The organism is Bacillus salipaludis (assembly GCF_004358205.1).
Genome location: NZ_SMYO01000005.1, coordinates 401,818 through 423,742, shown reverse-complemented (window position 1 = coordinate 423,742; position 21,925 = coordinate 401,818). Strand labels below are relative to the sequence as shown.

At 32.1% G+C, this 21,925-nt stretch carries 25 protein-coding genes and 1 pseudogene; 4 read left to right on the top strand and 22 right to left on the bottom strand.

What is annotated here, in order from left to right; all coding sequences use genetic code 11:
• Positions 1-50: 50 nt before the first annotated feature.
• The 7 genes from E2K98_RS32035 to E2K98_RS30925 all read right to left on the bottom strand — a co-directional run bounded on the left by E2K98_RS32035 (position 51) and on the right by E2K98_RS30925 (position 4,343).
• Entirely contained in the window at positions 51-182 is a 132-nt protein-coding gene (locus E2K98_RS32035) for a hypothetical protein (RefSeq protein WP_268884081.1), read from the bottom strand.
• Between the two features lie 148 nt (positions 183-330).
• Positions 331-666: a YolD-like family protein gene (locus tag E2K98_RS12735; RefSeq protein ID WP_133334576.1), complete on the bottom strand. Its 336-nt coding sequence runs from the start codon at positions 664-666 to the stop codon at positions 331-333.
• A gap of 94 nt (positions 667-760) precedes the next feature.
• The gene (locus E2K98_RS12730; protein ID WP_133334575.1) at positions 761-1,435 is read right to left on the bottom strand and encodes a DUF3885 domain-containing protein; all 675 of its coding nucleotides are present in this window, start codon (positions 1,433-1,435) and stop codon (positions 761-763) included.
• A 122-nt stretch (positions 1,436-1,557) separates the two neighbouring features.
• Complete coding sequence (locus tag E2K98_RS12725; RefSeq protein ID WP_133334574.1) at positions 1,558-2,184, bottom strand: hypothetical protein; 627 nt, start codon at positions 2,182-2,184, stop codon at positions 1,558-1,560.
• A gap of 455 nt (positions 2,185-2,639) precedes the next feature.
• Positions 2,640-3,098: a DUF2716 domain-containing protein gene (locus E2K98_RS12720; protein WP_133334573.1), complete on the bottom strand. Its 459-nt coding sequence runs from the start codon at positions 3,096-3,098 to the stop codon at positions 2,640-2,642.
• Positions 3,099-3,585: 487 nt separating this feature from the next.
• Positions 3,586-4,068, bottom strand: coding sequence for a hypothetical protein (locus E2K98_RS12715; RefSeq protein WP_133334572.1), 483 nt, complete (start codon positions 4,066-4,068; stop codon positions 3,586-3,588).
• Between the two features lie 125 nt (positions 4,069-4,193).
• Positions 4,194-4,343, bottom strand: coding sequence for a hypothetical protein (locus tag E2K98_RS30925; protein WP_165976252.1), 150 nt, complete (start codon positions 4,341-4,343; stop codon positions 4,194-4,196).
• Positions 4,344-4,625: 282 nt separating this feature from the next.
• Here E2K98_RS30925 and E2K98_RS12710 point away from each other — a divergent pair, with 282 nt between their 5' ends.
• Positions 4,626-4,865 (top strand): hypothetical protein, encoded by a 240-nt coding sequence (locus tag E2K98_RS12710; protein ID WP_133334571.1) that lies wholly within the window; start codon positions 4,626-4,628, stop codon positions 4,863-4,865.
• Between the two features lie 123 nt (positions 4,866-4,988).
• Here the strand turns inward: E2K98_RS12710 and E2K98_RS12705 are convergent, their stop codons facing one another.
• The 12 genes and pseudogenes from E2K98_RS12705 to comGA all read right to left on the bottom strand — a co-directional run.
• The gene (locus E2K98_RS12705; protein WP_133334570.1) at positions 4,989-5,342 is read right to left on the bottom strand and encodes a DUF2019 domain-containing protein; all 354 of its coding nucleotides are present in this window, start codon (positions 5,340-5,342) and stop codon (positions 4,989-4,991) included.
• 133 nt (positions 5,343-5,475) lie between these two features.
• Positions 5,476-5,982: a CDI toxin immunity protein gene (locus tag E2K98_RS12700; protein WP_133334569.1), complete on the bottom strand. Its 507-nt coding sequence runs from the start codon at positions 5,980-5,982 to the stop codon at positions 5,476-5,478.
• A 758-nt stretch (positions 5,983-6,740) separates the two neighbouring features.
• Positions 6,741-8,360 carry a hypothetical protein gene (locus E2K98_RS12695; protein ID WP_133334568.1) on the bottom strand — a complete coding sequence of 540 codons (1,620 nt, stop codon included), beginning with the start codon at positions 8,358-8,360 and terminating at the stop codon, positions 6,741-6,743.
• Positions 8,347-9,498: a hypothetical protein gene (locus E2K98_RS12690; RefSeq protein WP_133334567.1), complete on the bottom strand. Its 1,152-nt coding sequence runs from the start codon at positions 9,496-9,498 to the stop codon at positions 8,347-8,349. The genes E2K98_RS12695 and E2K98_RS12690 overlap by 14 nt, the downstream gene beginning before the upstream one ends.
• 234 nt (positions 9,499-9,732) lie before the next feature.
• Positions 9,733-10,167 carry a DUF3888 domain-containing protein gene (locus tag E2K98_RS12685; protein ID WP_133334566.1) on the bottom strand — a complete coding sequence of 145 codons (435 nt, stop codon included), beginning with the start codon at positions 10,165-10,167 and terminating at the stop codon, positions 9,733-9,735.
• A 202-nt stretch (positions 10,168-10,369) separates the two neighbouring features.
• Complete coding sequence (locus E2K98_RS12680) at positions 10,370-10,903, bottom strand: hypothetical protein (RefSeq protein WP_133334565.1); 534 nt, start codon at positions 10,901-10,903, stop codon at positions 10,370-10,372.
• 240 nt (positions 10,904-11,143) lie between these two features.
• The gene (locus E2K98_RS12675; RefSeq protein WP_133334564.1) at positions 11,144-12,097 is read right to left on the bottom strand and encodes a hypothetical protein; all 954 of its coding nucleotides are present in this window, start codon (positions 12,095-12,097) and stop codon (positions 11,144-11,146) included.
• Positions 12,098-12,133: 36 nt separating this feature from the next.
• Positions 12,134-12,697 (bottom strand): hypothetical protein, encoded by a 564-nt coding sequence (locus E2K98_RS12670; protein ID WP_133334563.1) that lies wholly within the window; start codon positions 12,695-12,697, stop codon positions 12,134-12,136.
• Between the two features lie 471 nt (positions 12,698-13,168).
• Entirely contained in the window at positions 13,169-13,480 is a 312-nt protein-coding gene (locus E2K98_RS12665) for a hypothetical protein (protein ID WP_133334562.1), read from the bottom strand.
• Positions 13,481-14,320: 840 nt separating this feature from the next.
• Entirely contained in the window at positions 14,321-15,142 is an 822-nt protein-coding gene (locus tag E2K98_RS12655; protein ID WP_133334561.1) for a hypothetical protein, read from the bottom strand.
• 617 nt (positions 15,143-15,759) lie between these two features.
• Entirely contained in the window at positions 15,760-16,386 is a 627-nt protein-coding gene (locus tag E2K98_RS12650) for a zinc metallopeptidase (protein ID WP_133334560.1), read from the bottom strand.
• 528 nt (positions 16,387-16,914) lie between these two features.
• Positions 16,915-17,706 (bottom strand): annotated as a pseudogene (gene comGA / locus E2K98_RS12645) (competence type IV pilus ATPase ComGA); the annotation flags it as partial.
• A 260-nt stretch (positions 17,707-17,966) separates the two neighbouring features.
• Between comGA and E2K98_RS12640 the strand changes: the two are divergent.
• Both E2K98_RS12640 and E2K98_RS12635 read left to right on the top strand, forming a co-directional pair.
• Complete coding sequence (locus E2K98_RS12640) at positions 17,967-18,662, top strand: helix-turn-helix transcriptional regulator (protein WP_133334558.1); 696 nt, start codon at positions 17,967-17,969, stop codon at positions 18,660-18,662.
• 84 nt (positions 18,663-18,746) lie between these two features.
• On the top strand, positions 18,747-18,989 hold the full coding sequence (locus E2K98_RS12635) for a DUF2626 domain-containing protein (RefSeq protein ID WP_026572467.1): 243 nt from the start codon (positions 18,747-18,749) through the stop codon (positions 18,987-18,989).
• 228 nt (positions 18,990-19,217) lie between these two features.
• On the opposite strand, the gene E2K98_RS12630 is transcribed toward E2K98_RS12635, so the two are convergent.
• Positions 19,218-20,303 carry a class I SAM-dependent methyltransferase gene (locus tag E2K98_RS12630; protein WP_133334557.1) on the bottom strand — a complete coding sequence of 362 codons (1,086 nt, stop codon included), beginning with the start codon at positions 20,301-20,303 and terminating at the stop codon, positions 19,218-19,220.
• 153 nt (positions 20,304-20,456) lie between these two features.
• The gene (locus E2K98_RS12625; protein WP_133334556.1) at positions 20,457-21,092 is read right to left on the bottom strand and encodes an MBL fold metallo-hydrolase; all 636 of its coding nucleotides are present in this window, start codon (positions 21,090-21,092) and stop codon (positions 20,457-20,459) included.
• Positions 21,093-21,340: 248 nt separating this feature from the next.
• On the opposite strand from E2K98_RS12625, the gene E2K98_RS12620 reads away from it, so the two are divergent.
• Positions 21,341-21,517 (top strand): DUF2759 domain-containing protein, encoded by a 177-nt coding sequence (locus E2K98_RS12620; protein ID WP_026572464.1) that lies wholly within the window; start codon positions 21,341-21,343, stop codon positions 21,515-21,517.
• A 40-nt stretch (positions 21,518-21,557) separates the two neighbouring features.
• On the opposite strand, the gene E2K98_RS12615 is transcribed toward E2K98_RS12620, so the two are convergent.
• Positions 21,558-21,872 carry an MTH1187 family thiamine-binding protein gene (locus E2K98_RS12615; protein ID WP_133334555.1) on the bottom strand — a complete coding sequence of 105 codons (315 nt, stop codon included), beginning with the start codon at positions 21,870-21,872 and terminating at the stop codon, positions 21,558-21,560.
• Positions 21,873-21,925 lie beyond the last annotated feature (53 nt).

Below are 21,925 nucleotides of genomic sequence, written 5' to 3'. Positions count from 1 at the left end.
ATCCGTGTTATATTTCTTGTCATAATTGACATCCATAAGTTGCCTATTATTTAGACAATGGTAGGGACACCGAAAACTGGCTGCCCATTCACAAACACTTTTAAAGGAATCGCAGCATTTGCGGCAGGAACAATGGTAATTAATAACTCAACGAATATGATTACGAACAACTTTATTTTCATCCAATCAACAGCCTTTTGGGTATTTTCTTTTTGTTTATTTTCCTTTTATTAGCAAAAAATAATTAAGCCAATATCCCTCCCTCTTTTTGTATAATATGAAAAAATTAAAACGCCAACCCACGTAAGGCTGACGCTTAGCTCTGCTTAATCAAATGACCTTCACTCCGATAACACTATCAAATGGTACTAGCATAAATTCGCCAGGTTTTACTTCAATACGGAGCTCATGCGTAATAGGAACCACATAATGAACACGTCCGGTCATTTCGTGAGTAAATCCGTCATCCCATATCGTCAGCTTTACCAAATGGTTGTATTCCATGGAGTAAATGATGCGCAAGTCGAACTCCTCGGCTTCATGCTCATCAATGATTGGCTTTCTTATCCGGTTCGTATCTCGCCAAAAATTACGCTGTGTTTTCACTAATTCTGGCAATTGGAATGCACTTTGCCATTTCATTATTCCACGGTCACGTATCGCCATCGCTCTCACCTCAGTTTTATTATATACGAACGAACGTTCCCTATGCAAAGAAAAAGAAAAAATGACTGTTTTATTCCGTAATTAGCTTTCTTATTCATTTAAAACATTCGATAGTTGAGTATGGAAAACCATTATTAAACACCTTATCTATTTCATGCCTGTCGTAATCCAATATCCAATCATTGTATTTGTGATAAACATCTTTTATTGTTTCGGGCGAGGTTGCTAATAAATCGCACCCCCTGTCATCATATACATGGAATATAGTCTTCTTGTTGATGTTTATGAAATACACTCGATGAAACATACTTGGTTTTATTCCCATATCCTGATTGCAAATTGCTTTTAACAGAGGAATGTATTTGAAATCAGATGTTTTACATTTTAGAGTAAATCTGTGTGTTTTATATGCTCCGTCTTCATCATCTTCCGAAAAAATATAAGGCATCTTTTGATGGTTTAACTTATACAATAATGGCTTCTCAACATAAGGGGGAAAGTTCTTCAATTTACTTCTTATGTTTTTGCCTTTTTCAAAATCATTTACATCAATCATGATTAAAATATCATCCAATGGAGAATGTAATTCTTCGAATAAAGCAATAACCCTTTTATAACACCCCTGTATATAAGGATTGTTAGGATAAACGTATTCTTTTCTCCAATCTGTCCCTAGTTCAAACCTTATACCGATATCCCAGCTATAAAATAAAGGAGGTCCAAGTTCTAAATTAGGGAAATTCTCATTTTTAAAGTCGTTTAAAAGCATTTGCACACCTCTTTTTATTTCGTTCATTAAACCTTTTTTCTTGAATTAACCTTTCGTAAGAGAACAAAGAAAGCGATTGCCCTTATTGAACAATCGCACCTCGTAGCTTATTAACTAAACCCCTATTCAGCAAAAGTATTTTTATTTGTATTGTTTTCTGCATACTGATTAAAACGCTTATCGTATCCAAAACTTCTTTTAATTAAAAAGTCTTTAAGTATTTCTGGATGGCTTATCGATAAATAATCTTGTAGTTGATTAATAAAATCGTCCAAAGTTTTAATAAATTCATTTGTATTAACCACAAAACTAGATTTTTCAGGAACTTGTCTTGAAAAAATTATTTTATTTCCGTCATACCATAATCCTTCATATTTAAGATGGAAAAATATATGGATTCCCTCTTCATCTCTATAAAATACAAATTCAGTTTGATATGCATCGTGAGTCATAATAATCATTTCGTGAAGTTTAATTTGTTTTAATCCAAAATTTATATCCATTACGATATTAAATAAAGGAAAATTAGCATGTTTATGAGGATAGGTAAACGCATTACTTTCCCATTCACTATGAACAATATACTTTGCCATTTCACTGTCTTTTGTAATCGGCGAAAATTTCTCAAAAAACGATTTACTATTATGTATAAAGTTGATAGAGGTATTGTACAATTCGAATACTTCATCTTCATCTGTTGGTTTAAAAGACTTAATTTTTTTATATCCTACATCTATCTTAAATGTCACTTTAATATCCCCTTAAAAAATGCTTAAATCGCTATACATGTTTTTTTCCGACTGCCATCCAACCGCTCAACGAAAGTACGCTAAAAAACTTGTTTCTATTCCCAGCGATTTAGAAATGCCCTATCTTCGAATTTTACTAGTAAAACGGAATATGAAATAACTTATTAATCCAACAGCCAAAACGACTGTTATTATTGGCAGAAATTCAGTTACGGGAGAATTGTAGGTTATTGTTTCTTTTATAGGCATTTGCAATCCCCTTTATTAATTCGGTATCGATTCTTCAAATATTTCCAATAAATTTTACCATATAATAGCACTATGTTACTTGTAAGATTAGTAAACTTATGCAAAGTCCTTCTTATACATGCCCCTTTATTAATAAGAAAAGGCTGCCTTATTATTAGCAGCCATCTCATTTTAAGGGAAAGCACCCCTTTGTTGAAGTAGAACTGTTAGCCTTGTCTTAATATTTTAGTAAAAATATAAGGTTTACACTTTAATATTTCAGTTAGCAAATCACCAAAAACCGTAATAGTTTCCTCCCAAGGGTGACCTAAATAACCCCAAGTAAAATTTTCATTAACAATAAAAGTATAATCTCCGTCAGGAAAAAGAAACAAAGAAAAATCTTTGAGTTCTAGTTGATTCGACTTAAAACACTCATGTTGCCAATCAAGTAAATACACATTTTCATTCTTTTTGGCAGTGTTAATTATGTCTAATACAATTTTTTCATAATCTTCATCGGACATTTCTACATCAATAAGGTCCACATGGGATATATCGTAAGTGATAAAGGGTGATGGCACCTCAAATGAAGGAAATTTTGTCATACTAGGTTTAAACTTAAACTCTTTGTCAAATCTCCCCCATACTTTCCTATATTCTTTATCATTTAATTTTTGTATCATATTTTTAAACACGTCCTTTTATTTTACCCTTTTAAATAAATGTACCCTTCGGTTTATTAACCTATATAAGAAATGACTTTATCGTACTTATTAAAATAAGTACCAGTAACAATATATTTAACAAAACTACCAACCTAACTAACCACATAGCCCATTGCTTTCTTTTTAGACTAAAATAAAGAATAAAAACATAAAACAATATATTAAAAATAAAGCGTGGAATAGAAATTTTCCCTGTACAAAGGTCAGTAAAGTCAAAAATTACATTTATTAGCGAAGAAATAAAATAAAGAATTAAATACAGCTTAAACCTCTTTTCTTTCTTTTCTATCTCATGTTTAAATTCATACATCTATAATCACCGTATCTTGATTAAAATTCGTACTTATCCCCTTAACATAATAATTTTCCATAAAAAAAATAACAGCCATTTCTTAAGAAAAACACCTAAAGTGCAAAAATAAATGCTAATTTGAAGAAATCTTGATTAAAGTAATTTTAATTTTTTTATTGCTCTAAGGACTTCATACCTGTTTTTCGAAAGTTTTATCCATTTTGGTAATCTACTTTTAGCACTTAAATAATATAAGCCAGAAGGTCTCAAACTTTCTTTAATGTAATTTTCTATATCGAATAGATGTTCATAATTAAAGAACCATAGTTTATGCCCACAACATTGAGTTTGAAGATATAAGGGCAAACCAAAATACCAATCTACTCCCTGTTTCTCATCAAATAATTCGAGTCTAAAAGCCCAAAGATTATCCCATTTTCTTTTAGGATAAATCTCTTTGGTGTACCCACATTTAACACATAACAACCGCTTCGATTCATGTCCCAAATATCTAGGCTCATCTTTACCTTTTGCGTTATTAGGAGTAAAAATTCTAGCGCAACTGCTACACCTAGGACAGCGAACAAGAAACAAGTCTGAATAGGCTATTAACATTTCACCTACACCATCAAACATTAGAAACCTTCACCTACAATCAAAACTTCTCTTAATTATAATTTATTTTCTATTATTAAAGTCGATTCTGATTTAATTAACCTATCCTTTAGTGCAATAATAAAAAAAGGACCACCACTCGACGGTCATACTCCTTTTAGCTTCAATTCTGAAAAATGCACCAATTTAACTTTATAATTGGGTTCCCCTTCTTCGATAATTTCACAATAACCAGATGCGTATTGAAAAATCATTATATAATCTTTTCCTTGAAAAATAACAGGAATTTTTTCCATTTTTAACACTTCCAATAACTTTTTATTCTAATAATAAAATACCTATTCCGATTGTGTCTGTGGATAAAATGCGAATAAATTCCCTATATTTGTTATTTAGCTAACCTTACCTGTAAGCATATGAAATAAGAGCAGCCGCTTAATGGTTTACACTTTCACCAATAAGTCCTATGCAAATTCTAGTGCATCTAAAATTCATTAAAATATTCAACAAATTTAACAATTCGTTAAGAAATGAAAAGTTCTCGTCTCCATATATTTGGAATAAAGGAGGTGAGGTAGATGTCAGATGAACCTCAAGAACAACTGCAAGAAAATAGCCAAACTCTGAAAAATGAAATTAAAGAGGAATTAAAAGTTGAATTTATCAATTTCTATCAAAAAAGAAAACGCCGTATAATCTATTCTGTATGCATCTTTGCCCTCGGAGTTTTGATTGGCTTTGGAGGAGGAAGGGCTACTCATTTTGAGCATCACTTTGAACGTGGTCACATTCAAAAATGGCATCATAAGCAAAAATAAATTCTCCAAACAGCCTGGAGAAATCCCCTCTCCAGGTTGTTTAAGTAAATATAATCTGTTTCTCATTATTTATTTATTACTCAACTAAGCCCTCGTTAAGCAAAACAAGAACATAAGGGCGATTTAATTATAATAATCCTTTAAATTACCATTTTCCCACTCTTGTAAAAGATAAAATGAGTCCAACTCTAAATCTTTTGATAACGTTGCAACTTCCAAAATAACTTCTTTCGCCTTTTTTTCATTGACCGAAAGTAAATGTATTGCAGAGGTATATCTTACATACATGTGGTGATGTTCTATTAAACGGTATAAGGATTCTGTACCCTTTGGATGATTCTTAAGGATTTTGAAATTCTTGTATTGTCTATCATATAGCTTATTTATTTTTTTTGAATTAACAACAATTTCATACGCTGAAACTCCATAATTTATTGAAGATTCAATGCAATTATTAATAATCCCTTCTAGGTCCATATTTCACCTTCTTAGTCAAGTTCATTAAACATTTTCCATTCTTTATCCAATTAATATTCTCCGTTTGTGGACCGATAAAAGAAATTCCAAGGCAGACCCTACATTATTAAGCCAATTTTCAATAATCTTATAATTAGGGAACCCAACCAATGTTAATGCTGTCATCGTGGAAAAACTCAATAATATATTTTTGAACAGGGCAATAATAATACATATCGCTACCTACCCAAAGGATTTCATCATATTTCTGTAATAACCCAGATGTTAATGTAGTTCTGACACCTGGAAAATTACCTGTTCCCCAAAAAATATAAATAGAACTAGAAGTATCAAAACCTTTCCTGTTAAGGATAAAAGGAATACTGTTAATCTCCACTTCATTGATTGCTAGTTGGTTTACTGATTTTTCAGCCCAATTAATTCTGTTCCAAAAAGCTATTGGAAAATTGTCGGTAAAATCTTTTATTATTAATTCCGTCTCGTCACTACTCAATATTTCATATTCTAATTCGTTCCCAAAGGTTTCTTCAAATGCTTCCCTTACAATCTTTTCCTCTTGGAGTCTATTATTCAGCATTTCTTTTTGCTTTTGAAGGTTTAATAATTCCTTTAATCTTTTTTTTCGTTCTTCTTTCTTCATTTTAAATTTTCCCTTTTTTATATTTATTTAGAGATTTAATTTAAATTTTTAATTAATCTTCCCCAAAAAATAAAATTTTTCTTTTACTTCACAATTCTTATATTTTAGATGAAGAAAAGAATATGAAACTTTTCACTTACTTTAAGAGGTGTTTTTTAAAAATAAATTTGAATATGGGCTTAAAAGCGATTCCAATGGTTTGTAAGAAATCATCATTTAGAACCCTTAATAGTACATATGCAACTCTTTTTAAATCAATTAATGGTATTAATTCAGTTGTAATTTTAAGTGTTATTGTATGTTTACTTCACCGTCAGACGGGAAAATGTAACAATGAAGTCTTCTTCTCCATTAGAAAATTGATATGTTGCTACATTAAAAAAATCACTTGAAGTGCTATCTAACAATTTGGGTTCACTTTCAAATAATGAAATTAAATCTTGTTCTTCTGGAAATCTGTACATTTCCAATTATCACCTTTCAGCTCATTATCAAACTTCAACTAATTCTACGTGTTGAACAAGAAAAGGGTTTGCCGTAGCATTCCCCTTTTAAATATTTAGGAAATTCCCTCATCTTTGATTATTTGAACCATCCTTTTGTTGTACTATTGGTGTTTACGAGGAGAGAAATATTGAAAGGAAATATGAATAATGCCCTGGTGCATAGTATTTTAGTAAAAGTCACAAAAGAAAATTTAAAATGAGCCTGGAAACCAAGCCCATTTTAATAAATTGTAGTTAAATAAAATGAAGAAATCATTTAACTTTAATTGATTCCAATAGAATTGTTATCTTCTGTTCAGCTTTATCTGCAATCTCATCTACAACATCTTCTCCTAAAACCTCAATTAAATGACTATCAGTTCGGTTAACAATCAATAATGTTGCCAAAGGATGGAAAGAAGCCAATTCCCTGTCTTCCTTTGCACTTTTTATGAACTCATCTAAAAAAGGGAATAAAATCGGTCTTTTAATACCACGCCTCATATTGTCATGTTTAGCCTTTCTTAATGCTTCCTTCAAATCATCCCTTGTCCCATCTACAATATTATTTTTATAGAAATCATTAATAATGGCTGCAATGATAGCTATTTCAAACTGTTCAGGTTTAAGGTAACGGAAATTATTGAATGTTGATGTAGGAAACAGTTTTTCATAATATTGCTGTGTTTGATAATCCTCAAATACGGTGAGTTTTTCCCCAAAACAAATATCAAAAATAGTAACATTGTTAAAACGCCCATTTTCTCCAAATCGCCCAGTTATTTGTTCAATTTTATCTAAGCACTTCCGGTCAACATAAAATAAATGACATTTTTCTTGAACTAGTTTCCATTGCGGGGAACCATTTATACTTTTTTGAATGGCAGCATCAAATTTTTCTGCGAATATGATAAATCCGTAGTTATCATATTTTTGAGGCTGGTTATAAAAATGATTTAGAAAATCCATGTAGTAATTCACTTGCATGGCAACACCAGGCTTTGTAGCATAATCATCCGTCTTGGATGATTTGCAATCATAAAAGACAATCGGAAAAGGATAGGTATTTCCGCCAAATATCATTCCATCAGGAATTGAAAATCCTTTATATTGAGCCCCAAATGGAACGGTGTGAGGTGAGATTTTTTTGAAATTCTTATATGCTTCATCCTCAAACCAGTCTCCATCTCCGCTAGTAGCTGCTTTTTCTAATGTAGCCAATAATTTTTGCTTAGCATCCTTTATCGGTAATGCCTCAATTTCTTTTCTGACCTCTATTTCAGCTCTCTTGGTCTGATAAATATTTTCTATTACCGATTTTTTGCAGTCTTTCCAATCGTACAAATGTATTCCTAAATTTTTAAATATGGAAAGCATGAATTCGTTATAACGAGGGAGCTTGTCCAGGAATAACAATGTAAAAGTGGTTCCATACCGAAGTTGGAATTCAATCAAATCCCCAATGGACCTCTCCAAATGTTTACCGAACGTAAATACAACTTTCCAATTAGTTTTCTTATACTCTGTTTCGCCAAGAATGTGAAAATGTTTGAATTGTCCTATATCACCTTTTATATCAATGTTTTTTTGAATTTCTTTAAAAAGTTTATTTAAATCAAAATAATAGTTATAACGGTCATCTTTATGAATTTTAATAATTTCTGCTTCACCTTCGGGGCAAGGGAGAAATGTATCATGCGTGTCAAATTCGATATGACACCTTTTCCCAAAACAAATTTTACAAATCTTAGAATTTACCTCTTTTTTCAAAAGCCATTTTTCTTTATGCTCATTTTTTATATTTTGATATTCAAAAGAAGATAAACTAGTAAAAATGTTCTCGTTTAATATTGATAACATTTCATCAATAAATGACTTTTCACTCAGTTCCAAGCTCTATTCCCCACTTTGTTAAACATTTATGAACAATTCCAGAGTATTGCGGATTAAAATTAATTTTACTGTTATTTGATATCGTTACTGCGATTTTTTTTGTTTTATCATTCGGCTGTTTTAATGTAATTTCGATTTTTACTTGCTCTCTTTGTTGAGTTTTAAGATTAATTTTATCATTGGATAGAAATTCTAAAGCCTTTTCAACATCTTTCCCTGCAACGGTTAATCTGATTGTATCATCCTCAATTGGTACGATTAGTATTTCTTCTTTAATTACTGCTGAGATAACTTCTTCTTCGAGTTCTTCATCAAGCGTTAAAGAAAAATCATCTTTTTTCACTTTGTCTAATTTATATATCTCGTAATTTTCACCTGTAAAATGGCTATTATCGCCAAAAAATACTTTTCCAAAGGTTTGAATAATGCTGTCCTTTAATTTGGACGAGGGACCGCCTTTTACCCTTAGCCGGTTTTCCTTAATATTGTATTTTGCAACCGCTTTTACAGTTGGAGTAATTGTGACAGTTTCAATCTTTTCACCACTAGAGATAGTTGTAAATGTTTTTTTTCTTGATTCAAAGTGCGCCGACATAATAATTTCGTTTTGAATTTGAGTGGTACTAATGATGCATTTTCTTCCCTTTTCTATCAAATCTTCTAATACTGATTTGATTTCAGTTCTATGTTCTTTTTTTAAATTCACTTCTTCATCCGTTGTTTTGCCCCCATAAACATCAAACTGTTTTTCTTTATTTATGGCAGAAAACATCTTAATCGTTGCAAAGTGTTCAGGTTGTTGCAAATAACACCGCAGTGCAGATATTTTAAGAGATTCATTAAAGACTATTCCGGTAATACCGTATTTTTCACAGAATTCTAAAAAAGTTTCTTCATGTACGGAAGAACAACATTCTTTTACTTCTACTAAAATACCTATCATTTCATCTCTGTTTTTATGATTTTCTATTATTAGTGCTAAATCACTAATTGTTTTTGATAATTCCTCTTTTATTTCATATTTTTCCTCAAGTAAGAATAAAAAGGCATCTTTTCCTATGCTTCTTACCAAGCTTTCTAATTCTTTCGGTGCAAAAAGTGATTCAGAAGTATCTACTGCCGCTACTGCTTCCCCCATAAACATCCTCCTTTTAGCATACGACTCAATTCGACTATATTCTCATTTTATAATTTTTCCCAAAAAAGAACCAGTTGTATTTAACAACTGGCTTAAAAGTATCAATTTAATATTTTTTTTAATTTAATTAGCACGTTATTTACCAAGCGAACAATAATTATTGTCTTACATGAAAGTGATATGCTAAATTGATTACTAATTTATTGTATTTATAATGAGATAATGTTCCTTGGTTTAGTGTTTTAATATGTGTTTGTAGTGTTCAGGTAATTCATAGTCCTTTAAGTGTTCAAATTTTCGGACCTTCACGTTTCCACTCCCATCGATATAAAAAGTTACCCTGTCTAGTCCAACATCTATATGAGGTCCTACAATAGGATGGACTTTTATTATGACAGTAAATTCAAAACTTCGATACTCCCCAATGCGTTCCACTTTCTCAATATAGACATCATAAGGATAAACAATAGGAGGTGATGTTAAAACGTTTTTATAGTAATTATTTATAACCTTTTCTATTTGGGGACTAAGTAATGATATGAAAATATCCTGATACAATTCTTCTCTTGATTTCATCGGAGGAGTATAATGAGTTTCCGCTTCACATCTGAAACCTAGCCCCGCTGTAAAAATAATCGTTAATACCAATACCGAAAGAAATCTTTTCATGAAGTTCCTCCAAATTTATTTTTGTTAGCTTTCCCTGATAATTATCATTCCACCAAAAAACAGCATCGGCTATTCCGATGCTGTTTTTTGATGCATTTTATAATAATTTTGATGCTATTTAGGTTGTTTATTTAAGTTAATAAAGAAATTTCCCTCCCAAAACGGAAGTCGTTAGGCTTATCCAAGTGTTTTCTTTTTAGATTTACTTTTGATTATCAATGCCTTCAATGGTTTTAAAAATTCTTGAGAAAACATCCTTAATGTTTGCTTCGTTAACTGTATTATTATAAAGACCGAATCCCCAAGATGTTCCCTCCTTACCAGATTGGTAATATCCCGATGCATAATCTCCTGATTTTGAATCAGGGAACTCTTCATAATCCGTTTCTTCATCAATGAAGGGGACAAAAGATTTTTTAGACTCAATAAAGAAAGATGGAATGCCAGAATTTTTATAAATTTTTGCATAAGGAGCTTTAGCAGCTTCAGATAAATGCTCCTTTATAATAAAAACTGCATTATATTTTGAGGCTAGGTTTTCTTGACTTAAATCCTCTAATTTAATATTTTTAAAAACGATATTTTGTTCACGAACTTTCGGAAACTTACCAACCACACCGATTGTTAATTTCTTGCCGTTATATAATGGGCTATCCTTAACTTCATTTTTATCATTACTACACGCTGATAAAATAAATAAAGTAAGCAATAAGAACAGAATAATTATCTTCTTCATTTAATCTCTCCGAATTTGCAGTTATATCTTTATACCAACAAATAAAAGTGGTCCAATTCAAATAAACTGACTTTTAATTATATTCCTAATCCATTTTTATACCTCAAAACCAAACCCGTTACCATAGATTAAATTTTTTAATTACCAAAACAGTTACGGGTATTCTTAGCAGTCTGTTCATGGTACTCCCAACAGGAGAATCGACTAGAGATATTCCGTATTCTACTACTTTTTTTACTTTTATTGATTCATTTGGTGTTCGATGCAATTCGAGCACATCCCAATATCATGTTTACTAGTCATGTAGGGACCCCCGCAAGTTTCACAATATTCTATTTCATCTTCATCCCATTTTGTACCGCAAGTAAAACAAAGCCAATCAAAGGAATCATATTCTTGATTCGAATGAACCATGGATTCAGCTCCGCATTCAAAACATTCATAAACAGGATATTCTTCACCGTCTTTTGTATCATATTGGCTGATGCCTAAAATTTTAAACACAAATTCCTCAGCTACTTTTTCACCTTCACCATGTGCTCCGCAAAATAAACATTTTGTCCCCTCATCAATAACAAGTGCTGTTTGATAACAAGTAAGACATATTGTAACTGCAGTTAACTTTTTATATGATTCTATTTCATCTTCAATTAATTCCAATCTTTCCTCGACAAACTCTTCAAGTTCAGGTAACTGTTGTCGTATTGAATCTAATTGATTTTTTTCACTTACATTAAGTTTAGAATAATCTATTTGGTCATTTATGAAATCTAAAATAAAATTTAATACTTTCAAGGTTGTTGATTTTAATGCTGCGGCTGATTCTGTAATCCCGAAATGTTCTAACCGATTACGGCGTTCTCTCAAATGCTTCAATTGATTTAAATCTTCTGTTTCAAAATCAATTCCACAAATTTTCTTTAACCTATCGATGCATCCACTAGAATCAACAGAAGTAAAATCTCCAGATTTTAGTTTTTCTTTACTTGCAGCATCTATTTTGGAGAATAGAAGTGTCCAATGCTCTTTTGATAATCTGTATTTTAAAATTAAATCTACACCGGCTGATAAGTGAAGGATTCCATATTTCAATTCAGCCTTCCCTTCATTGCTTAAGTTATTAATAGCAGAAAGTATAAAATCTAACCCATTTTCCAATAAATCAAATTCAAGCAGCTCTTTATCTTGCCTCATTACCATCCCCACAATCTATTCAAAAATGGTTATCATTTAAACTTCTAATTCCATATAAAATGTTCCTGCAATTTCATTAACAATCGCTTTCTTATTATCAACTATACTCTTTGTGTTCAAGAGAAAGGCATAGACTTCATTAAAATACCCTTTCTTATTATCTGTTGAATTTGTCCGAAAAATGAGCAATGCATTTTCAATTTTACACATCACTTGAGCCTGCTTCATCAATTCGTTCATTCGATTAATATTAGGAACTGTTATAATACCAATTACATTCTCGGGAACATACTCCCTTTCATCAAAAAGCTTTTCAAGCGTCTCGTAATCCTTCTTAAAGTGGTTTTCACGCTCCAGATGTAGTATAAAATCATACCAATACTCACCATCATAATTATCCCACCAGGTCAAATCCATTGGTCTATAAGATGCATTACAAGTATCTTCCGTAAAAGGATAGTACCCTAACATGGAACCTAAGCGTGAAAAATATTCAATTTCCGTCATCGTAAAAGAATGCTTACCGTGATGTCTGGTAAGATTTAAAGTGTGGTAGTTTCTAACATAGCCATCAAAAATCTTCATTAAGTTAAGTTTCATTTTTATTTTCCTTTATCATAGTTTTGCTCAATCCTTATATTACCATAAATGTATAATTTAATTTTGAAAAGTCTATGAGGCAAAAAATGAGAAGCAACTATACATCAAGTTAGATAGATTGCTGGTTTTGGATAAGAGGGTCACTCTATGGGTGCCACTGAATAAGCAAAAGCAGTTAAAATTAAATTTATGGGAGATATAAGCAATAATAACAAAAGAAGAGAAAATAACAATTATACAAATTAAAGAAGTTTCATCAAATAACCGTTTTCAAACAAACAAATTGAAATACTAAAAACTAGTTTGCTATTCTTTTTTAATTAGCAAGAACTTAATTCAATAAGTGATTTAAAGACAAAAACACTTAGTCGTATCCCTAAGCGTTTCTGTTAGCCATTATTAAACCTTTTATTTTTATTGATAATAAAATTACCTGCTTAATACAACCGTCGTTTAAAAAACATATGTATACTACGGAGCAAATTGAATTTTACCAGTAAGTAACAAGATGAACGTGATTATCCAGAAGATAAAGAAAGACAAAGAGAGGATTAAAGACACTATAGGAATTATCTTTTTCTCCGTTTTCTTCGCTATTCCGACTATAGATAGAAAAACACCCATAACAGTAAGAAAAAACGTTATATAATCCCCAACTAAATTCCCGTTATTAGCTATTCTTGTTGGTGTTACAAAGACTATAAAGAAGCAAACAATTCCAATAGCAAACGAACTATAACTGATAAAACTGTATCTCTTTAGCGCAACAGTTTTGTTTTCCAAATTAAAACAACCTTTCAAATTAATATTTAACTTATGTCTGTAAGACTATTTAATTTAATACTAACACAATTTACCAATAAATTGGTAGTAATAGGAATATACTATTAAACTAAATTAATCCATTAGTCGATGAAGATAATCAACAATATTGATTATCAGAGCCTTCTAATTAAATCGAATAACAAAAGTTTATACTTAATATCCGCTTGTTATCATTTTAGGTGATTGCGGAGAATGGGGAAACCAAGGTTTTACTTATTTTCATCACTAAAGCAAACCCGTCTCAAACTTCATGAATATTTAATTTGAAATAAAACCTTTATAAGGGAAATTAACACTCTCTCTATTTCACGTCAAAATATTGTCTCAAAACTTCGTGAAGAAAATTCCTTAATAATCACGTTTACAGCGGTTTTTATCTCACGCTTTTGAATCTGTATCAAAGACTATGAACATACCTCAAACTTCGCGAAGAATTACAGCAACGAATGGATTTCCTTTTATTACTTCTAAACAAACAACGAATAGTTTTAGAGATAGACGGGAAACAACATTACTCTGATGGAGACATTTCTATCCCGAAGAAGTATTCGGAAATGGTAAATGCAGACAAACAATTAAAACTTAACGGTTATGAGGTATATAGATTTGGAGGTTTTGAGTTTATAATCGAGGAAAAATGTCTTCTTATGATAAAGAATTTTTTGAAAGACTATTTAGTAAACATGATATTAAAATCAATAAAATTTAATCTAATAAATAATTTATAAGCTGTTTAATTGCAAAAGCTTATGCATCTAAACAGCTTTTTAAACTTAATAATAGCTTTGAAAAAGTTATTCAATTATTTTTATCAATAATTTTCGGTATGAAATAAATCGAAAGAAGATAAAACAGACCTACTAAGGTTGACAAAAATGGAACCTTTTCAAAAAACATAAATGATAAAATTGAAATGGTAAAAAAAGAAATCAAATAAATATATGAAGACCACTTTTTTACCAACTTCTTATTCTTAATTGAATCTAAGAAGCCTAGAGCAAAAGGAATAAATATTATAATATTAGCTATTTCTTGGGTTAAAAAATATTTTTTAGCATTAGAATCTGCTTGCGTGTACCCTAGCCACACCATTAATATTATTACAACAAAAAGCACCGAAAATATTGCCAATATTAATGGATTTACTATGGGTTCAAATTTGGTCTTATAATGATATTCCCATAGCTTCATAAGACTTCTTTCGTTTATATGGGAAATTTCATCATTTTGGTTGAGCTTAATTAACCCTTTTTCCACATTTAATTCTTTTTTAAATTCTTTAATAAAAGCTTCTTCAACATCAGGAGTAAATTTGTTTACTTTTTCACTGAGTTGGTATGAGAGATGTGGATATACTTTTATCAATTTTTCTTTAAGTTTTTCAAAATTGGATTTGTTCCGAATGAACTCATCCAGTTCAAACTCCAAATCCGTTAATTCTACGAGAATTGTATTTATTTTTTCCTTACGGACTCTTTCGTCCTCAACCATTTTATTTCTAAATTCTTTATAAAGCCAGATTACCAAGAAAAGAAAGGCAAAAAACACTAATAAGTTTATAGTATTATTTCCAAACAATTGTTTTAACTCGTCAATAATTGTTGATACAATTTCATTCATTCACTAACCTCCGAAATAACTTCCTTGATTAAGATTCTTCTAGAAAGAATATATATTAATATACCAAAAATTCATTCTGAATTAATTATTTTTATCGTCAAGGGAGAGAAGTAGAATGGGCATTGAATTTGAACAATTCAAAAAAGGATAGCAAACAGGTCTGATTTGACCGGAAGAGTTTCACATTTAACCTAAACCTTCAGGTGTGTCGACCAGAGATATGTCCTTCGAGGAGATTACTTGAAAGCTGTCGATAATTCATTCAAAATTTTACAAATCCAAAAAACAAACCGCAGCATTACACTCCTAAATGATTCGTTTAAAAAAGAAAAAAAATATTAAATTTGATAATAAAGTCCACATTCCGATTAAATTGTATATAAATAAAACAGTTTGTTGATATTCAATAAGCACAATAATATGAAAAAGAAATACATTAAATGTAATAAAAAATGCCCCGAATTTTTCCATGCTACATTTTAGCCGTGCTTTTTTTAATTTTTCAACAACATATAAGCTATAATAGACTAATAAATGTAAAAAAAATTGTATCAAGATAAAGATGATAAATTTCATGAAACCACCCTCTCGATACAGTAAGTAAAAATATAATAATGTCAAGAAAACATCAATATTAAAAATAAAATAGCTATGTAAACAAGAAATGGAGCTATACTCACAATTGGTAATAAATAATTCGCTCCTTGATATTTCTTTTGCCCTTTCCATAATTGTTCCTTAGCTTCTTTTCTAATTGATTTCCAATTCCTATTATCATTGTGTTTTAAAAAAATACGGTCTGAGTACCGATATAACAATTTTAAAGCTTCTCTATTTGCACCGTACTCATCCCTCAATTTTACAAAATTGCACCAAAATGATAAAAGGAAGCATAGGACAACAATAAGATAAATCATTGCAGTAGAATGTTTATAGAAAAAGTCCATTAAAATCAAAAACAATTCTAAAATTACTAGTCCAATTAATATTCTCCCTGACCACTTGAAAGTTAAAAATTTCAATATGCTCTTTCGATTGTTAATAAAATGTCCCACCTCATGTGCAGCGGTTACAATTCTGCTTGTTTCAGTATTATCGTCTCGAAGAATTATTTTTGATTTACCTTTAATTTTATAAACAGTTTCACTTGCATCCTTAGATTCCTTAGTTACCACCTCACATTCATCTTTGTTGATATTAAGATTTTGAAGTAGCTCTAGTGCAAAGATTTCCCCTGTAATCATTCCCTTTCACCCATCTCTATTTTGTACCTACGGTTAAGTATACAGGAATAATAAGGAAAAAGGGATAAATGATTTGAATATTCATACTTAATAACAAGAATAAGGTTAATCGATGGAATATATATTTTGTGTTATTGAATAATTTCTTATAATAAAAATTAAACCATTGTTTTTTCTCCCTCCATCCAAAATATTTTTCATCGGAAACTTACATCTGTTTATTTTAAATGTTATGTTATTTATATATATCTTGATGTGTGGACCAGTATGTTTTAGAGTTGGTGTGGCGCTCTCCGCATCTGATTTTTTCGCAACTTCTTTGAACAAATTTCTCGTTTTCTCAAGTTCTATGAACAAAAAAATGTTCACAAAAAATGATATAGGATATTAATATGTATTCCGTGAAACATCATTTCAAGAAAAAAAGCCTTTCTCACTTTTTGTGAATAGTGAGGTTGATTTATCAAGGTTTGTAAGATGTTCTTTCTCATGAATTATGAACGTTTCTCAGGTTCTGTGAACATTTCTCACTTTCTTTGAAGGATTACAGAATTCATGGAGCCGATAAACCGCTCCCTTCGCATCCCTTGTATGCATAGTGGAAAGTACTAAATGGCCAGTAAGCGCAGCTCGAACAGCAATTTTTGCGGTTTCACTATCCCTTATTTCCCCCACCATAATGATATCCGGATCATGCTGCAAAATAGCTTTTAATCCGGTGGCATAGGTAACCCCCGCTTTTTCATTTACTTGGACCTGCAGGACGGTATCATAATTCTTTTCGATAGGGTCTTCTAGTGTAATAACGTTCCGATGGAATAAGTGTGCAGTTTCATTGAGGAGTGAATATAAGGTAGTGGTCTTCCCACTGCCGGTTGGCCCGGTAAATATAATTAAGCCATGAGCGTGTTTAAGAAGAGCAAGTAATTTTCTTGTCATTGAAGGGAATAAGGAAAGCTGGTGAAATGGAATCTGTTCTTGTTGAGGTAAAAGCCGGATAACAAGGCTTTCTCGATTGTTTGAAGGCAGGGTAGATAATCTGAGCCCCATCAATTGACCGTTGACATCGCAAAAAATTGAACCGCTTTGCGGGCGTCTTCTTTCCCCAATATCCATGTTTGCGGTAAATTTAAAATGTGAAATTAATTTGTCGCATTCTTCTTTTGGAAGGGATAACCGAGGAATAAGTTTATTCGTAAGGCGGATTTGAACGAGTGTATCATTCTTTCTCGGAATGATATGAATATCAGTTGCTTGGTTTCGAGTGGCATCTTTAATAATTCGATTGGCTAAAATTTCGATAGCGCTGACAATGAGAATAACCTCCTTTTGGTATTACTACTGACAGAAAACAACATGTTTCAGCAGGATTCCCCCTTATTTATAATTTGTTAACCATTATTAGAATAACTCAATGGACACCATTCAGGCACAAGAATTTTGAGCTAAATATTACAAATTTTTGACGATAATTGTGAACATTTTCTAAACTTATAGTGTTTATGTTGTTAACCACATTCCCTTGTTAAAATCGCTGTATTATAATGAGTGTAAATTATGGGGGTTCGAGGTGAAACCAGATGGAACAAACGTTAAAAATAACAAATGTTTTATCAGATCCAACGCGTTATTATATTTATCAATACATTACAAAAAGACACCAAGAGGTAACTGTCCAAGAGGTCGCTGAAAATTTTAATATCCATCCAAATGTAGCAAGATTGCATCTCTCCAAGCTCGAAGATGTAAATATGTTAATTTCTGAAACAAAGAAAACTGGTAAGGGCGGCCGTCCTAGCCGGTTGTACCGCTTATCAGATGATGTAATTCAACTGCATTTTCCATTCCGCGATTATATGCTGTTATCCAAAGTGGCGATTCAAACCATGCTTACACTTGGTGAGGAAGGAAAAAAAGCATTATATATAACGGGAAAACGTTTTGGAACTGAAATTATAGAACAAGAAATGGCAAAAAGATCTTTCGGTGATGAATTAGATTTTAACGAAAAGCTAAATATATTAAAGAGTGCATCAACACTTGCAGGCTTTTATCCGGAATTTGATGTAAACGGGGATCAAACCAAAATCTATTTTCAGATTTATAATTGCCCATTTAAAGAAGTGGCAGAGGAACACGAAACCGTTTGCAGTATGCATCGTGAATTCCTTAAGGGGATGTTTGAGGTCTTATTCTCTTCCGTGGAGTTGATTGAAAAAGAGAATATGTTTAATGGCTGTGAAACATGTTCCTACCAAGCATTCGTCACAAACTAATACGAAACCATTATTTACATTACCCTAACTTTTACCTTATAATATTGTAATGATGGTATTCGTAGGGTAAAAGGAGGGATACATATGGATCGCATGTTCAGAGTATTGGGTTTCTGGACGGGTATTTTTACCGTTATGTTTTATCTAGGAGATTTGGATAAAACGGCAATGTTATTTTTAGCCCAAACAGGATTCTTCGTTCTGCTCAGCTATCTAAAACTATCCGAACGTATGTACATGTACGTTTTCGGAGCATATTTAACCATTTTCTTTGCAGGTTTCACTTATTGGACAACTTTCATGATGCCTCTAGGTGCAGCAGAATAAGAAATAAAAAACACTGGAAATGCCTCCAGTGTTTTTTTCTTTAGGCTGTGTTAAATTTGGTTGTTGATTTCCGCTCCCAGGATGCTCGCTTTCCGCAGGACATTGAATTACGTCCTTGAATCCACCCACGCACGAAGAAAATGCGTTAGCATTTTCGAGAAGTCTCGCACCTTCCGCTCCAATCAACTTTGTTTAAACATCAACATTGTTCTTTAACAACGCCTTTCTTTAAAATATTTTAGTAAAATCAACGTTCAAACCCTTTTGTTGAATAATGATATGGAAATAGGAACTTATTCCCGAAGGCATTATTAAACTTCGTATTGCCCGGTTCTGCTTGCTTTGTTCAGAAAACGGGTTAGGATCAAAATGACTTTGTAATTCTTCAAGAATGCCTGCTTTTAGTAAAAATTCATCCTGCCTAAGCATTGTAACAAAATTTAGGCCAGCATTTTCTCCATGTTGAATAAGCTGATCAAATTGAATATGTGTTGTAATATCGATTTCCCCGGGATGCTGCAAAATATTATCGAACATTTGATGCTGATAGTATCCCCGTAAACTCCCCCTCGATCTCGCAGGCTGCATCCATTCCTGATTGGTATAACCATAGTCAGCACTAACAACAAGACCCTCTGTAATAAATTTCGAAATATCCCCAATCATTTTTTCCATTGCTAGAGGAACTTCAAACCGTTGGTTCTCCTGTAACTCCAATTTATACTCTGATAAATATTGAACAATTTCCTGATTCGATAACGGAACCCTTTTCTCAAACAATTTATTATTTTCAATTCCAATCATCACTTCAAAAATCCTGCCATTCTCCTTCTCGATTACATGGACAGGAAGTGCATCGAAAAGCTCATTTGAAAAAATCATTCCTGTAAAGCCTTTGATTTCATCTAGCGTTTCTAACTGAGTAACAGAGAAGGAAGAACCGAGAAGCTCTTTTTGTAATTTCCTATGATAAGGACTGCTTTCGACAATCATATATTCAATCGGAATTTGAACTGATTCATACCATTCCGTTAAAAAAGCGTTAGCAAAGCGGCCGTTTCCCGCCCCAATTTCACAAAATACAACCGGTAATTCGTATTGCTTATATATTTTTGAAAACCATTTTGCAAAAAGCCGGCCATAAATATCTGAAATATTGCTGGTTGTGATAAAATCACCATTGCGCCCGATTTTCACCTTTTCTTTCATATAGTAGCCAAAATCGGGATGATAAAGGGCTGCACTGATGAAATCTGCATAGGAAATAAAATGATTGGGTGATTCCGAAATAATTTTTTTAAAATATGTAATCATCTTTTGCTCCTTTTTGATTTTCCACTATTGACATAGTGATTACTATATATTATTGTTAAATCAGTAGCTTAACTATATCCCCTCCCATTATATGAATAGAACATCCCCCGAAAAGCCCTTCTCCTCGAGAGAAGGGCTTTTCTATTTGAGTAATCAAAAACCATTTAAAAAAGGATTGCTATCCATCTCTTCGATAATAGTGGTTTCAGGACCATGCCCCGGTAAGACCACTGTTTCCTCTGGCAAAAATAACAACTTTTCGTGAATACTTTTTAATAGTTGTGCTTGATTTCCTTTTGGTAGATCTGTTCGGCCAATGCTTCCTTTAAATAAGGCATCTCCAGAAACGACAAATCCGTCATGTTCAAAATAATAAGAAACACTGCCCGGTGAATGGCCTGGAGTTTCAAACAGTTTGAATTCAAAACCAGCTATATTTATGTCCTCTTCCTTTTTCAAAACAAACTCTGCTGGCCGCGCGTTAACGCTTTCCTTCATCATAAAAAATTTTGAACCATTTAATTTTGGATCACTTAGCCACTCTTCCTCCTCCTCATGGACATAAACAGGAATCTTAAAAAAATCTCTTACCTCATCTACTGCCCCAATATGGTCAAAATGAGCATGAGTCAGGAAAATGGCCACCGGCCTTAATTCACGCTTGGTCAACCAATTAATCAACTTTTTCCCTTCACTACCTGGGTCAAAAATTAGACATGTTTGATCAGGATTTTCAACTATGTAACAGTTTGTTTGCAGAACCCCTAAGGGGATTTGCGACCACTTCATTTTGTATACCTCCAGTTAATAAATGCAATAATAACATTTTACACTATTCTTTAATTGTAGATAAAGAAACGAATGATATTCTTAAAAGCAACTTAAAGCCTCGAACATAAAGTTGTCTCTTTTTTGTCCTCGACAAACGAATGAAAAAACTATAAAATAAGAAACGAATGTATATAATATTCTTACATAACTATTTTAAAATGTTAGGCATACTGCCTGGTAAATAACCAATAAAGGGGGATTTGTTCATGGGTTTAGTTATTATCTTTGCTTTAGTAACCATCCTTGCTTTCTTTGCTGGACTTCGTGCACTAAAAAATAAAAATTTATTAGCTGCATTTTGGGGAGTCGCTTCATTCTTGGTCTTTGGCTGGTTTGTTGTCATGACCATCATTCACCACGGAATTCCGACTGGAACGCACTAAGACAATATAGAGAAGACTGCCCTTTAGGCAGTCTTTTTTATTAATCTTGCAAAAGGCTATTTACTTTATCTACCTTATACTCCATGCTTCTTTTTACATCCCTGCGGTCATCCACACGGATATTTGTTGCTACCCGCTGAATCCCCTCTGCAAATGGTGCTTCGTGCATCGCCTGAATCACTTCAAATAAAACGGGCAGGTCCCCTTCAATAATCGTATTCATGGGGGTCAACTGGTAATGAATTTTCCCCTCTGCCTCATATCTTTTTAATACCTTTTGTACACTAGCCACGTATTTACTCACACTGGGTGTTTCAGTCCCCAGTGGAATAACGGTAACATCAACAATTGCCATCCTAATCACCTGCTTGGTTCATTAATTTTTAGTACAGTGTGATTTTATCATAC

Coding starts and splice junctions, on each gene's coding strand:
- E2K98_RS12675 (WP_133334564.1), bottom strand. CDS start 12,097: ATGAGGCAAGATAAAGAGCTGCTTGAATTTGATTTATTGGAAAATGGG.
- E2K98_RS30925 (WP_165976252.1), bottom strand. CDS start 4,343: ATGGAAAAAATTCCTGTTATTTTTCAAGGAAAAGATTATATAATGATT.
- E2K98_RS12710 (WP_133334571.1), top strand. CDS start 4,626: ATGTCAGATGAACCTCAAGAACAACTGCAAGAAAATAGCCAAACTCTG.
- E2K98_RS12690 (WP_133334567.1), bottom strand. CDS start 9,498: ATGGGGGAAGCAGTAGCGGCAGTAGATACTTCTGAATCACTTTTTGCA.
- E2K98_RS12680 (WP_133334565.1), bottom strand. CDS start 10,903: ATGAAGAAGATAATTATTCTGTTCTTATTGCTTACTTTATTTATTTTA.
- E2K98_RS12705 (WP_133334570.1), bottom strand. CDS start 5,342: ATGGACCTAGAAGGGATTATTAATAATTGCATTGAATCTTCAATAAAT.
- E2K98_RS32035 (WP_268884081.1), bottom strand. CDS start 182: ATGAAAATAAAGTTGTTCGTAATCATATTCGTTGAGTTATTAATTACC.
- E2K98_RS12700 (WP_133334569.1), bottom strand. CDS start 5,982: ATGAAGAAAGAAGAACGAAAAAAAAGATTAAAGGAATTATTAAACCTT.
- E2K98_RS12625 (WP_133334556.1), bottom strand. CDS start 21,092: ATGAAGTGGTCGCAAATCCCCTTAGGGGTTCTGCAAACAAACTGTTAC.
- E2K98_RS12635 (WP_026572467.1), top strand. CDS start 18,747: ATGGATCGCATGTTCAGAGTATTGGGTTTCTGGACGGGTATTTTTACC.
- E2K98_RS12735 (WP_133334576.1), bottom strand. CDS start 666: ATGGCGATACGTGACCGTGGAATAATGAAATGGCAAAGTGCATTCCAA.
- E2K98_RS12615 (WP_133334555.1), bottom strand. CDS start 21,872: ATGGCAATTGTTGATGTTACCGTTATTCCACTGGGGACTGAAACACCC.
- E2K98_RS12720 (WP_133334573.1), bottom strand. CDS start 3,098: ATGATACAAAAATTAAATGATAAAGAATATAGGAAAGTATGGGGGAGA.
- E2K98_RS12685 (WP_133334566.1), bottom strand. CDS start 10,167: ATGAAAAGATTTCTTTCGGTATTGGTATTAACGATTATTTTTACAGCG.
- E2K98_RS12650 (WP_133334560.1), bottom strand. CDS start 16,386: ATGATTACAGGGGAAATCTTTGCACTAGAGCTACTTCAAAATCTTAAT.
- E2K98_RS12655 (WP_133334561.1), bottom strand. CDS start 15,142: ATGAATGAAATTGTATCAACAATTATTGACGAGTTAAAACAATTGTTT.
- E2K98_RS12640 (WP_133334558.1), top strand. CDS start 17,967: ATGGAACAAACGTTAAAAATAACAAATGTTTTATCAGATCCAACGCGT.
- E2K98_RS12630 (WP_133334557.1), bottom strand. CDS start 20,303: ATGATTACATATTTTAAAAAAATTATTTCGGAATCACCCAATCATTTT.
- E2K98_RS12620 (WP_026572464.1), top strand. CDS start 21,341: ATGGGTTTAGTTATTATCTTTGCTTTAGTAACCATCCTTGCTTTCTTT.
- E2K98_RS12715 (WP_133334572.1), bottom strand. CDS start 4,068: ATGTTTGATGGTGTAGGTGAAATGTTAATAGCCTATTCAGACTTGTTT.
- E2K98_RS12670 (WP_133334563.1), bottom strand. CDS start 12,697: ATGAAACTTAACTTAATGAAGATTTTTGATGGCTATGTTAGAAACTAC.
- E2K98_RS12730 (WP_133334575.1), bottom strand. CDS start 1,435: ATGCTTTTAAACGACTTTAAAAATGAGAATTTCCCTAATTTAGAACTT.